The 11,954-nt window shown below is 59.6% G+C and carries 11 protein-coding genes; 7 read left to right on the top strand and 4 right to left on the bottom strand.

What is annotated here, in order from left to right; genetic code table 11:
* Positions 1–45: 45 nt before the first annotated feature.
* The 5 genes from JWQ61_RS11095 to JWQ61_RS11115 all read left to right on the top strand — a co-directional run bounded on the left by JWQ61_RS11095 (position 46) and on the right by JWQ61_RS11115 (position 5,029).
* A complete protein-coding gene (locus tag JWQ61_RS11095) occupies positions 46–672 on the top strand; it encodes a 50S ribosomal protein L25/general stress protein Ctc (RefSeq protein WP_304360582.1) in 627 nt (208 codons plus the stop codon).
* Between the two features lie 198 nt (positions 673–870).
* The gene (gene pth / locus JWQ61_RS11100; protein ID WP_120237302.1) at positions 871–1,455 is read left to right on the top strand and encodes an aminoacyl-tRNA hydrolase; all 585 of its coding nucleotides are present in this window, start codon (positions 871–873) and stop codon (positions 1,453–1,455) included.
* Positions 1,452–2,660, top strand: a complete 1,209-nt coding sequence (locus JWQ61_RS11105) for an acyltransferase (RefSeq protein ID WP_304360583.1) — start codon at positions 1,452–1,454, stop codon at positions 2,658–2,660. Before pth ends, JWQ61_RS11105 begins: the two co-directional genes overlap by 4 nt.
* Before the next feature lie 201 nt (positions 2,661–2,861).
* Entirely contained in the window at positions 2,862–3,953 is a 1,092-nt protein-coding gene (gene ychF, locus JWQ61_RS11110; RefSeq protein ID WP_304360584.1) for a redox-regulated ATPase YchF, read from the top strand.
* A gap of 179 nt (positions 3,954–4,132) precedes the next feature.
* Positions 4,133–5,029, top strand: a complete 897-nt coding sequence (locus JWQ61_RS11115) for a LysR family transcriptional regulator (RefSeq protein WP_304360585.1) — start codon at positions 4,133–4,135, stop codon at positions 5,027–5,029.
* Positions 5,030–5,035: 6 nt separating this feature from the next.
* Here JWQ61_RS11115 and JWQ61_RS11120 read toward each other — a convergent pair whose 3' ends face one another.
* From JWQ61_RS11120 to JWQ61_RS11130, 3 genes are read right to left on the bottom strand one after another with little or no spacing between them, the layout of a single operon-like run.
* Entirely contained in the window at positions 5,036–5,614 is a 579-nt protein-coding gene (locus tag JWQ61_RS11120; RefSeq protein ID WP_304360586.1) for a hypothetical protein, read from the bottom strand.
* A gap of 9 nt (positions 5,615–5,623) precedes the next feature.
* Positions 5,624–7,813, bottom strand: coding sequence for a xanthine dehydrogenase family protein molybdopterin-binding subunit (locus JWQ61_RS11125; RefSeq protein WP_304360587.1), 2,190 nt, complete (start codon positions 7,811–7,813; stop codon positions 5,624–5,626).
* Positions 7,810–8,274: a (2Fe-2S)-binding protein gene (locus JWQ61_RS11130; RefSeq protein WP_304360588.1), complete on the bottom strand. Its 465-nt coding sequence runs from the start codon at positions 8,272–8,274 to the stop codon at positions 7,810–7,812. The genes JWQ61_RS11125 and JWQ61_RS11130 overlap by 4 nt, the downstream gene beginning before the upstream one ends.
* Before the next feature lie 320 nt (positions 8,275–8,594).
* Here JWQ61_RS11130 and JWQ61_RS11135 point away from each other — a divergent pair, with 320 nt between their 5' ends.
* Both JWQ61_RS11135 and JWQ61_RS11140 read left to right on the top strand, forming a co-directional pair.
* Positions 8,595–10,898: an FdhF/YdeP family oxidoreductase gene (locus JWQ61_RS11135; protein ID WP_304360592.1), complete on the top strand. Its 2,304-nt coding sequence runs from the start codon at positions 8,595–8,597 to the stop codon at positions 10,896–10,898.
* A gap of 18 nt (positions 10,899–10,916) precedes the next feature.
* Complete coding sequence (locus JWQ61_RS11140; protein ID WP_304360589.1) at positions 10,917–11,213, top strand: helix-turn-helix domain-containing protein; 297 nt, start codon at positions 10,917–10,919, stop codon at positions 11,211–11,213.
* Position 11,214: 1 nt separating this feature from the next.
* Here the strand turns inward: JWQ61_RS11140 and JWQ61_RS11145 are convergent.
* On the bottom strand, positions 11,215–11,954 hold a 740-nt coding region (locus tag JWQ61_RS11145; protein ID WP_304360590.1), incomplete at its 5' end, for a PLP-dependent aminotransferase family protein.

An 11,954-nucleotide genomic window follows, 5' to 3' on the forward strand; every position in this document is an offset into this window, starting at 1 on the left:
GTTTTTACCGCCGGACTTCTATCCGGCACACAATGGAGCTTCAAAATGAAAGTAATCGCATTTGTACGCAAAGAGCAGGGGACCGGAGCGAGCCGCCGCCTGCGCAATGCTGGCCAAACACCAGGTATCGTTTATGGTGGTTCCGACGCGCCGGTCAATATCTCGCTGGACCACAACGCGCTGTACCACGCGCTGAAAAAAGAAACTTTCCACTCCTCGATCCTCGATCTCGAAATCGACGGCGCGGTGCAGAAAGTCCTGTTGCGCGACTTCCAAGTCCACGCATACAAACAACTGGTCCTGCACGCTGACTTCCAGCGCGTCGATGCAAAACAAGCAATTCACGTCAAGGTGCCTCTGCACTTCGTCAATGCAGAAATCGCTCCTGCAGTGAAACTGTCCGGCGCCATCATCAGCCACGTTTTCACTGAACTGGAAGTGACTTGCCTGCCAGCCGACCTGCCAGAGTTCATCGAAGTCGACCTGACCAGCATCGAAGTCGGTCACTCGATCCACTTGGCTGACCTGAAGCTGCCTAAGGGCGTTGCTGCTGTATCGCAGGAAAACCTGACGATCGCTACTGCATCGATCCCGGCCGGCAAGGTCGAAGCTGACGCTCCTGCTGCTGCAGAAGCACCAGCTGCTGACGCACCAGCTGCTGACAAGAAGTAATAGCAAACCTATTGGCCAGAGCGGTTTTCTGGCCGTAGTCAGTTACCTGAGACCCGCCTTCGTGGCGGGTTTTTTATTATTGCGGCCTGTTTCGGGCAAAACGTCGCGCAGGAATTGGACGGTAGTGCGCAATATCCGCGATAATCAGCAAAAATTCAGCAAAAATCGGCACAGTCAAAAAGAGTATAAAACAAACCTATGTCTATCCGCCTCATCGTCGGCCTCGGCAATCCCGGCCCGGAATACGAGCAAACGCGCCACAATGCCGGTTTCTGGCTGGTCGACAACCTGGCCAACGACCTCGGCCGCAAGCTGGCCCGGGAAGCGCGCTTCAACGCCCTGGCCGCCAAGGCCAGCATCGCCGGCCAGGAAGTCTGGTTGCTGGAACCGCAGACTTTCATGAACCGCTCCGGCCAGTCAGTCGGCGCGCTGGCGCGCTTCTACAAGATTGCAGCGGATGAAATCCTGGTGGTGCATGACGAGCTCGACCTGCCGCCCGGTAGCGCCAAGCTGAAAAAAGGCGGCTCGTCCGGCGGCCACAATGGCTTGAAAGACATCACGGCTGCGCTCGGCACCCAGGATTACTGGCGCCTGCGGCTGGGCATTGGCCATCCGCGCACGCTCAGTCTGCAGCAGGCGGTCGCCGATTTCGTTTTGCACCGGCCACGCAAGGATGAGCAGGTGCCGATCGAAGAAGCGATTGCCGACAGCCTGAAAATCATTCCCCTGCTGTGCGAAGGCAAATTCGAAGCCGCGACCATGCAGCTGCATACCGCCAAATGACGCCATCGCCGCCTGCCGGAGCGGTTGCTTACGACATGAAAAATCGACTTCAAGAAATCGATGGCATCCGAGGATGGGCTGCACTCATTGTGTTATTTTTCCACCTGACCAACGAGACATTCGGGAATCTGGTGCCGATGTTTCGCAGCGATTTTCTGTATTTTCTGCTCAACGGCGGCTTGGCCGTGACGGTTTTTTTTATTCTTTCCGGCGATGCCCTTTCCTCCAGCTTCTTAAAAAAAGCGGATTTCAGGCTGCTGGACTCGCTGCTTATCAAACGCTACTTTCGCCTGACCGTCCCGATTCTGCTTTCTTGTGCAATCGTATATGTCTTGATGCTGGCGGGGGCCAACTACAACGTCGCCGCGGCGAAAATTATCCATCGTGAAGACTGGCTCGGTTCATTCATACTTTTTGAGCCACATCTGATTTCCCTGCTGCGCTATTCGTTTTACCTGGTCTACGCCGGTCATTCAAATAGCGTTTCGTACAATCCGTTTCTCTGGACGATGTCCATCGAGCTGGTCGGTTCACTGCTGGTCTTCCTGTACCTGTATCTTTCTACCCGGCTCAAAGCCCCGGTCAGGATATTGTATGCACTGATTGTTTTCCTGCTTGTCGCCCAATCGTTTTACTGTCTTTTCTTTATCGGGATACTGTTCGCGCAGTACCGGGCAAATGGCGTCTTCGACCGGCTGCGGGCGTCCAGAAGCTGGAATTTCGCGGTTATAGCGATACTGATAGCCATTGTGATTACCTACACACTTTCCAAAAAATATCCGAATTTTTGGCAATACATCAATATAAACGCCGTGACTGCAGCGGCTCTCGTGTTCTGCTTTTACACATCGAACTGGACCGTCGGCTTTTTTTCGTCGAAATTTTCCCGCTTCCTGGGTGAAATCTCTTTCCCTTTATACCTGGTGCATTTCAGTGTGATTATTTCGCTCACCTCTTTTTTAACCATTAAATTTTCCGAGCTAGGAACCCTCGACGCGTCCCATATCTCTTTGATCATTTTGGTTTCAATTGCGGTCAGCATTACCGCGGCAGTTATTTTCCGCCGCGTGGAGATATTTGCGCTCAAACCTGTAAACAGGCTGCCTGCCTATCTGCTTTCCATGCGAAATCCACCCGATGAACTTTTGCCGCAGAAGGATGCTTCCCCGGCTTTAAAGCATGCGCCGGCCGAGACTATTGATTAGCCTTTGTAGAAGGCCTTCCGACAGAGTTACAATAGTCATCTTTTTTTGAACAAAATCCATACGGAATTTGTGGAAACACTCCCGATTTCCCTGGCTTTGTTGCGAGTCTAACAACTACAGATCTTGCCCTTGCGGACCCAATAAATCTTGAGCCGCAACCCCTATCAACACCTGTAATCAATTGATCTAGAAAGTTTTTCCATGAGTCTCAAATGCGGCATCGTCGGCCTCCCGAACGTCGGCAAATCTACCCTTTTTAATGCCCTGACCAAAGCAGGCATTCCTGCAGAGAACTATCCTTTCTGCACCATCGAGCCGAACGTCGGCATGGTAGAGGTGCCGGATCCGCGCCTGAACGCGCTGGCCGCGATCGTCAAGCCGGAGCGCATCCTGCCGGCGACCGTGGAGTTCGTCGACATCGCCGGCCTGGTGGCCGGCGCCTCCAAGGGCGAAGGCCTGGGCAACCAGTTCCTCGCGCATATCCGCGAAACCGACGCCATCGTCAATGTGGTGCGCTGCTTTGAAGACGACAACGTGATCCACGTGGCCGGCAAGATCAATCCGCTGGACGATATCGATGTGATCCAGACCGAGCTGGCGCTGGCCGACATGGGTACGGTGGAAAAAGCCATCCACCGCGAAAACAAGAAAGCCCGCTCCGGCGACAAGGATGCCGCCAAGCTGGTGGCCCTGCTGGAACGCCTGATGCCGGAACTGGACCAGGCCAAGCCGGTGCGCGCCTGCGGCCTCGACGCCGAAGAAATGGCCCTGATCAAGCCGCTGTGCCTGATCACCGCCAAGCCTGCCATGTACGTCGCCAACGTGTCCGACCATGGCTTCACCAACAACCCGCTGCTGGACCAGCTGACCGCTTACGCCGCTTCGCAGAATGCGCCCATCGTGGCAATTTGCGCTGCGATCGAATCGGAAATCGCCGACCTCGACGAAGCTGACAAGCATGAATTCCTGGCCGACATGGGCATGGAAGAACCGGGCCTGGACCGCCTGATCCGCGCCGCCTTCAAGCTGCTCGGCCTGCAGACCTACTTCACCGCCGGCGTCAAGGAAGTGCGCGCATGGACCATCCATGTCGGCGACACCGGCCCGCAGGCGGCAGGCGTGATCCACACCGACTTCGAACGCGGCTTCATCCGCGCCCAGACCATTGCCTATGACGATTTCATCAGCCACAAAGGCGAGCAAGGCGCCAAGGAAGCCGGCAAGATGCGCGCCGAAGGCAAGGAATATGTGGTCAAGGATGGCGACGTTTTGAATTTCCTGTTTAACGTCTAAGCATACGTTGCAAAATACAAACCCGGCCCGTTCCACAGGACGGTGCCGGGTTTTTTCTTTTGAGCAGTGGTGCATTTGTTAAGGAATGTCAAAACAGCGGTCATTGTTCAATAAATCCGATACAAATCATTGAAAACTTACTAGACTATCCAGCACACCCCGCAAAACAAAGAGCGACAATGGATAGAGTGGAAACCATGCAGGTGTTCGTGCGGGTGGCTGAAACCGGCAGCTTCACCAAAGCCGCCGACGGCTTGGGATTGCCGCGCGCCACCGTCTCGGCTGCAATCCAGCAACTGGAAGCCAGCCTGGGTGCGCGCCTGTTACAGCGCACCACGCGCCGCGTGCACCTGACGCAGGACGGCAGCGCCCTGCTGGAACGCTGCCATCAGCTGCTGTCCGATTTTGAAGAGATATCCGGGCTGTTCAGGCAAACCCCGGCGCAGGCCAGCGGCAAGCTCAAGGTCGATGTTCCCAGCCGCCTTGCCAGGCTGGTGGTGGCCCCCGCCCTGCCGGGATTCTTCAAGCTGTATCCCGACGTTGAACTGGAATTGCGCTGCACCGACCGCTCCATCAACCTGGTCCAGGAAGGCGTCGACTGCGTAGTGCGCGTCGGCCAGCTCGATGACAGCAGCCTGGTCGCGCGTCCGCTTGGCCAGTTTGAACTGATCAATTGCGCCAGCCCGGCTTATTTGCAACAACACGGCATACCGTCCGCGCCATCCGAACTGGCGCAGCATTGGGCTGTCAGCTACCTGTCGCCCACCAGCGGCCGCAGCGCGCCTTGGGAATATGTCGAAGACGGCGTGCTCAACACCGTGGAAATGCGCAGCCGCATAGCAGTCAACAACGCTGAAACCTATATCGCCTGCTGCCTGGCCGGCCTGGGCCTGATCCAGATACCGGCCTACGATGTGCGCAGCCACATCCGCGCCGGGGAACTACGGGAAGTCATGCCGCAGGCGCGCGCCGCCGCCATGCCGGTCTATGCCCTGTATCCGCACCGGCGCCATTTGTCGCGCCGGGTGCAAGTCTTCATAGACTGGATGGAAAACCTGCTGCTGCAGCACCGGTAGCAGCGTTTATTTCACAGCCTGTTTGATTGGATCGCCGGGACAAGGTCCGCCGGCTGCCGCCCAGGCCTGCAGTTTCTGCACGAATTCTTCATGCGACATCACCGGCGTGGTGCGGCCCGCCCCGGGATTCCATGCCCACAAGACCAAGGGATCGGTTTTCATGTGCTCGACCACTTCATCCATGGTCTTGCGGTTGCCGTTCTTGCTCGGGTCCTTCATCGACTGGCAAATCAGCACCTTGCTCAGCGACTGCCAGGCCATGCTGACCGGCGCCATCTTCCAGTGCGGCGCGCCGGGCACCTTGCCGTCGGCGCTGTTGCTGGCCTGGTGGCAAGCGGCGCATTGCAGGGTGGCGACGCCGCTGTCGTGCGGGCCGCGCATCACCATCTGCGCATGTTCGATGCCGATGTCCTTCTGGTGCGGCGCCTGCACCTGGTGGCAATTCAGGCAGCGCGGCCCCATCACCACGCTGGCGATCGGCTCGAACAATTGCTGTCCGGTGGGAGCGGGAGCTTGCTGGGCCAGCGCGACCGTGCAACCCAGCAGCAAGGCAGGCAGGGTGCTGAATAATTTCAGGTATCTCATCGCGTCACCCTATGCAATCTGGAATTGATGGTTTTTGAGCGGCAGCGAACGTATGCGCTCGCCGGTTGCAAAAAATATCGCATTCGCCAAAGCCGGAGCAACACAAGCTACCGCAGGCTCGCCCACGCCGCCGGGATGCTCGCTGCTCGGCACCAGGATCACTTCGATCTTGGGTGTCTGGTACATGCGCAGCACCGGATAATCGTCGAAATTGCTTTGTTCGACCACGCCGTTCTTCAGCGTGATTTCGCCAAACAAGGCGGACGACAGGCCAAACACCACGCTCGATTCCATCTGCGCCCGCACCAGGTCAGCGTTCACCACCACACCGCAATCGATGGCGCAGAACACCTTGTGCACGGTGAGCTTGCGGCTCTTGTCGACGCTGGCCTCAACCGCCATGGCGACAAAGCTGCCGTACGAATCGTGCACCACGATCCCTCTGTGCACGCCGTCTGCCGCCGGCTGCGACCAGGCCGAAGCCTTGGCCACGGCATCCAGTACGCCCAGGTGGCGCGGCTTGTTTTTCAGCAGCTCGCGCCGGAACTGGTAGACATCCTTGCCCGCTGCATGCGCCAGCTCGTCCATGAAGGTTTCCACCGCATAGGCATTGAACGAGTGTCCCACCGAACGCATCCACAGCACCGGCACCTGGTAATGTGTGGTGTGCAGGTCGACCATCACGTTCGGGATGGCGTAGGGAATGTCCTGGGCGCCTTCGGTCGACAGCGAGTCGATGCCGTCCTTGACGATAAACGGTTCCATGATGGTGCCGCCGGCTATCGACTGCACCGCGATCCGGTCGGTCCATGAAGTGAGCTGGCCCTGCTCGTCCAGGGTCGCGCTCAGGCGGCAATACGATGCCGGCCGGTAGTAGCCGCCCTTGATGTCCTGGTCGCGGGTCCAGACCACTTTCACCGGTTTCTTCAGGTCCTGCGCCACCGCCTTGGCCACATGCGCGGCATCGACCACCACGTCGAACCCCAGGCTGGAGCGGCGGCCGAAACCGCCGCCGGTGAACATGGTGTTCAGCTTGACCTGTTCCGGCTTCAAGCCGAGCACCGCCGCAATCGCCTGCTGGTCGCCGCCCGGCCACTGCGTGCCCAGCCACACTTCGCAGCCATCGGCGCGCACATCGAACACCGCGTGCAAAGGCTCCATGGTGGCGTGGGTCAGGTAGGGAAACTGGTAGTCCGCGGTGAAACTTTGTTTTGCATTCTTTTGGGCGCCGGCCACATTGCCATCGTTGCGCGCCACGGTACCGGACACATCCATCAGCTGCCGGTAGACGATACTCTGCATGTCCGACGACACCCGCTCGCCGGCCACGCTATCCCATTCAACCACCAGCGCATCGCGCCCCAGCTTGGCTGCCCAGAAATCCTTGGCGACCACCGCTATGCCGGCCGGCACCTGGTACACGCTCAGCACGCCGGCAACCTGGCGCGCCTTGCTGGCGTCAAAGCTGCGCACCTTGCCCTTGAAAATCGGCGGCCGCGCAATCAATGCGGTAAGCATGCCCGGCACCATCACATCCATGCCGAATTTCGCGCTGCCGTCCGACTTGGTCTTGCCGTCCAGTCGCTTGACGGGACGGCCAATGATCTTGAAATCCCTGGGATCTTTCAGCGCTACCTTGTCGGGCGCCGCCAGCCCCGCCGCGTCCGAGGCCAGTTCGCCATAGCTGGCGCTGCGGCCGCTGGCGGCGTGGATGACCCGGCTCTTGTCAGCATGCAGGCTGGCGCTGTCGACATTCCAGCGCTTGGCGGCGGCCGCCAGCAATATCGCCCGCACCGTCGCACCTGCCTTGCGCTGCGGCTCGTACTGCGCCATGGTGGTGATGCTGCCGCCGGTGAGTTGCGTATGCATGAGCGGATGAGCGTAGGCGGGCGCCGTCGGCGATTGTTCCCAGCGCACCCGGTTCCAGTCGGCGTCCAGCTCTTCCGCCACCAGCATCGGCAAGGCGGTGGAAACGCCCTGGCCCATTTCGGTATGGCCGACGATCACGGTAATCCAGTTATCCGGCGTGATGCGGACAAAGGCGTTCGGCTGCAGCACGACGCCGGCTTGCGGCGTGGCGGCGATGGCGCCGCGCATGGTGCCGCTGATATGCCAGCCGACCAGCAAGCCGCCGCCGACCAGGGCGCTCACCTGCAAAAAACCGCGGCGCGAAATTTGAGATGGATCGGCCGCGTTCATTTTTTCGCTCCGTTGCCTGCGACGCTATGTATGGCGGCACGGATGCGCGGGTACATGCCGCAGCGGCAGATATTGCCCGACATGGCCTGGTCGATATCCGTATCGCTTGGCTTGGGCGTATTGGCCAGCAAGGCCACCGCAGCCATCACCTGGCCTGACTGGCAGTAGCCGCATTGCGGCACATTCAGCTCTTCCCAGGCCTGCTGCACCTTCTTGCCTAGCGGGTGATCGCCAATCGCCTCGATGGTGGTGATTTTCCTGCCTTCCAATGCCGCCGCCGGCGTCACGCAGGAGCGCACCGGCAGTCCGTCCACATGCACGGTGCAGGCGCCGCACAGGGCGGCGCCGCAGCCGAACTTGGTGCCGGTCATGGCCAGTTCGTCGCGCAAGACCCAGAGCAGCGGCTTTTGATTGGACGCATCGACCTGATGCGCAGTCCCATTGATATTGAGTGTAGTCATCCCGCTCCCCTGTTTTATCGCACACGAATCGGAACTGCTTTTGCAAACCTGGCTTGCTTGATTTTAAGTCAATTAAATGCGGGAAATAGACACATTTCCTGGATGCAGTGTTCACAAATTCCGACCAATAACCCTACTCCGGACTCGGGCTCCCCTTCTTTTTTGATAATGAAAGTACAGTAAAACCGAAATATGTAACTGTGCTCTAAATCTACTGTGCCCACTGTATGTGCTACTGCAGCAAAGCCCTGGCTACACTCGACCTGACCCTGCGCGATTTGCGCGGGCCATGGCGCCTGGCAGCGCTGCAAGGAACAACCATGAGCAACCAGAAGATCGAGCAGTACAACCACCCCGCCGGCGGCTGGGGCGCCCTCAAATATGTGGCTTTGCACTTGCTGAAGGAAAGAGTGCCGGGCGGCGGCGTGCGCACCCTGCTGGCGCAGAACCAGCCGGACGGCTTCGACTGCCCCGGCTGCGCCTGGCCGGACCGCGATCACGCATCAACCTTCGAATTCTGCGAAAACGGCGTCAAGGCGGTGGCGGCGGAAGCCACTTCCAAGCGCGTCACCGCCGATTTTTTTGCCAAGAACAGCGTCAGCGCGCTGCTACAGCAATCGGATTACGAACTGGAAGAACACGGCCGCCTGACCGAACCCATGGCGTATGACGCCGCCAGCGACAAATACCAGCCGATCTCGTGGCAGGACGCATTCAACCTGATGTCGGATCACCTGAACACGCTGGACGATCCGAACCAGGCATCGTTCTATACTTCAGGCCGCACCAGCAATGAAGCGGCGTTCCTGTACCAGTTGTTCGTGCGCGAGTACGGCACCAACAACTTCCCCGACTGCTCCAACATGTGCCACGAGCCGACCAGCGTCGGCCTGCCCGAGACCGTAGGCGTCGGCAAGGGCACGGTGACGCTGGACGATTTCGACCTGGCCGACACCTTCCTCATCTTCGGCCAGAATCCGGCCACCAACCACCCGCGCATGATGGGCGAACTGCGCGAATGCGCCAAGCGCGGCGCCACCATCGTTTCCATCAATCCCTTGCGCGAGCGCGGCCTGGAACGTTTCTCCAGCCCGCAGCATCCGTCCGACATGCTGTCGCGCTCCGGCACCAGCATCAGCAACATGTTCATCCGCCCTACCCTGTGCGGCGACCTGGCGCTGGTCAAGGGTGTGATCAAGCGCGTGCTGGAACTCGACGAACTGGCCCTGCAAGACAATGGCGAGCGCGTCATCGACGTGCAGTTCATCGCCGAGCACACTGCTTATTTTGAAGAATTCGCAGCCGACATCCGCGCCGAAAGCTGGGACGACATCGTCACCGAATCCGGCGTCGGCAGGGACGACATCGAACGGCTGACGCAGGTCTACGTGCGCGGCAAGAACGTCATCGCCACCTGGGGCATGGGCCTGACCCAGCACAAGCATGGCGTGGCGACGATCCAGATGGTGTCCAACCTGATGCTGTTGCGCGGCAATATCGGCCGCCCCGGCGCCGGCCTGTGCCCGGTGCGCGGCCACTCCAACGTGCAGGGCGACCGCACCGTCGGCATCGATGAAAAGCCGACCGCCGCTTTCCTCGACCGCATCGAAAAAGTATACGGCTTCAAGCCGCCGCGCGAACATGGTCTCGACGTAGTCGGCACGATCGAAGCGATGCTGCAGGGCCAGGTCAAGGTTTTCATCGGCCTCGGCGGCAATTTCGCCATGGCGACGCCTGACACGCCACGCACCTGGGAAGCGCTGCAGTCTTGCGCGCTGACTGTGCACATCACCACCAAGCTGAACCGCAGCCACCTGATCCACGGCAAGGACGCCCTGATCCTGCCGACCATGGGCCGCACCGAAATCGACATGCAGGCAACCGGCGCGCAAGGCGTGACGGTGGAAGATTCGATGAGCATGGTGCACATCTCTTACGGCATCAACAAGCCGGCGGCCAAGACCTGCCTGTCGGAAATCGATATCGTGGCGCGCCTGGCGCATGCCACGCTCAAGAGCAGCCGCATACAGTGGCTGGACTACGTCAAGGATTATTCCCTGATCCGCGACGACATCGAAAAAGTGTACGACGCCTTCAAGGATTACAACGCCCGCATCAAACATCCGGGTGGTTTCCACCTCGGCGTGGCGTCGCGCGAACGGGTCTGGAAAACCGCCAGCGGCCGCGCCCAATTCATCGTCCACGCGATTCCCAAGGACACGCCGATCCATCAGGCGCGCCGCAAATACGGTCCTGAGCTGATGACCTTGATGACCACCCGTTCGCACGACCAGTACAACACCACTATCTACGGACTGGACGACCGTTATCGCGGCGTGTTCGGCCAGCGGCGCGTGGTGTTCGCCAACCTGCTCGATATCCAGATGCTGGGTTTCGCGCCGGGCGACTGGGTCGACCTGGTCGGCGTCTGGGACGACGGCATCGAACGCCGCGCCGACCGCTTCCTGCTGGTGGAATACGACATTCCGCGCGGCTGCATCAGCAGCTACTATCCGGAAACCAATCCGCTGGTGCCGCTCAACAGCTTTGCAGATAAAGCGCGCACGCCGACCTCAAAATCGATCCCTGTACTGCTGCGCCGTTCCATGCAGATGGCGGCGTGACATCATGAAGGACTGCGCATGATGGACTGGGACGAACAACTTGACGACGCGGTGCTGGCGATCTTGTCCGCGCTGCATGCCGAGGCCGGCGATGAACGCGTTCACAGCGCCGGACCCGACATGTCGCTGGCAAAACTGAGCAAGCGGGTAGAGCAGCGGATGAGCACTTTGCGGCGTCACCTGAGCGCGCTGGAAAGCGCCGAAATCGTCAACGTCACGCTCAATGAAGACGGTACCGGCCGCGCAACCCTGACGCCGTTCGGGATGGCGATTTTCGACGCCCTGGACGAGAGCCAGGCAGCGGCAATGGCCTGATCTATACCAGCATCTCGGCCAGCATCTCGCCCAGGCGCCGTATCGCCTGTTCGATCTCAGGCGTCCAGCTGTAGCTGTAATTCATGCGGATAAAACTGCGATAGGCGTCGGAAGTGGAAAACAGCCGCCCCGGCGCGATCGTGATGCCCTCCGCCAGCGCCTGCCGGTACAAGGCCATCGAATCTATCGCCGCCGGCAATTCTATCCACAGCACATAACCGCCGGCCGGCCGCGTGATACGCGTCCCAGCCGGGAAAAAACGGCCGACGAAAGCGCTCATGATGTCGCAGCGCTGCTGCAAGGTGCGCCGCACCCGGCGCAGGTGGCGATCGTAGCCGCCGGCAGTCAGGTAGGCCGCGATCGCCCGTTGCGGCAAGGTCGAGGTGCTGAGCGTATTGAGGAATTTCAGTTTTTCCACCTGCTCGCGGTAGCGGCCCGGCAGGGTCCAGCCGATGCGGTAGGCCGAAGTCAGGCTCTTGGAAAACGACGAGCAGTACAGCACGATGCCGCGCTTGTCGTAAGCCTTCAGCACGCTCGGATGGGCGGCGCCGAAATACAGTTCGTTGCAGACGCCGTTTTCGATGATGGGCATGTTGTAGCGCGAGCCCAGTTCCACCAGCTGCCGCTTGCTTTCCTCCGGCATTTCAAAACCCAGCGGATTCTGGAAATTCGGCATCACCATGCAAGCCGCAACCGGCTGGTTCTGCATGATTTTCTTCAGTTCGGCGACATCCATTCCGA

This window comes from Collimonas fungivorans, assembly GCF_028292705.1.
GTDB lineage: Bacteria > Pseudomonadota > Gammaproteobacteria > Burkholderiales > Burkholderiaceae_D > Collimonas > Collimonas fungivorans_B.

What these genes read in the sequence shown, in the direction of transcription:
- JWQ61_RS11095 (WP_304360582.1), top strand. Translation starts at nt 46, where the DNA reads ATGAAAGTAATCGCATTTGTACGCAAAGAGCAGGGGACCGGAGCGAGC.
- pth (WP_120237302.1), top strand. Translation starts at nt 871, where the DNA reads ATGTCTATCCGCCTCATCGTCGGCCTCGGCAATCCCGGCCCGGAATAC.
- JWQ61_RS11105 (WP_304360583.1), top strand. Translation starts at nt 1,452, where the DNA reads ATGACGCCATCGCCGCCTGCCGGAGCGGTTGCTTACGACATGAAAAAT.
- ychF (WP_304360584.1), top strand. Translation starts at nt 2,862, where the DNA reads ATGAGTCTCAAATGCGGCATCGTCGGCCTCCCGAACGTCGGCAAATCT.
- JWQ61_RS11115 (WP_304360585.1), top strand. Translation starts at nt 4,133, where the DNA reads ATGGATAGAGTGGAAACCATGCAGGTGTTCGTGCGGGTGGCTGAAACC.
- JWQ61_RS11120 (WP_304360586.1), bottom strand. Translation starts at nt 5,614, where the DNA reads ATGAGATACCTGAAATTATTCAGCACCCTGCCTGCCTTGCTGCTGGGT.
- JWQ61_RS11125 (WP_304360587.1), bottom strand. Translation starts at nt 7,813, where the DNA reads ATGAACGCGGCCGATCCATCTCAAATTTCGCGCCGCGGTTTTTTGCAG.
- JWQ61_RS11130 (WP_304360588.1), bottom strand. Translation starts at nt 8,274, where the DNA reads ATGACTACACTCAATATCAATGGGACTGCGCATCAGGTCGATGCGTCC.
- JWQ61_RS11135 (WP_304360592.1), top strand. Translation starts at nt 8,595, where the DNA reads ATGAGCAACCAGAAGATCGAGCAGTACAACCACCCCGCCGGCGGCTGG.
- JWQ61_RS11140 (WP_304360589.1), top strand. Translation starts at nt 10,917, where the DNA reads ATGATGGACTGGGACGAACAACTTGACGACGCGGTGCTGGCGATCTTG.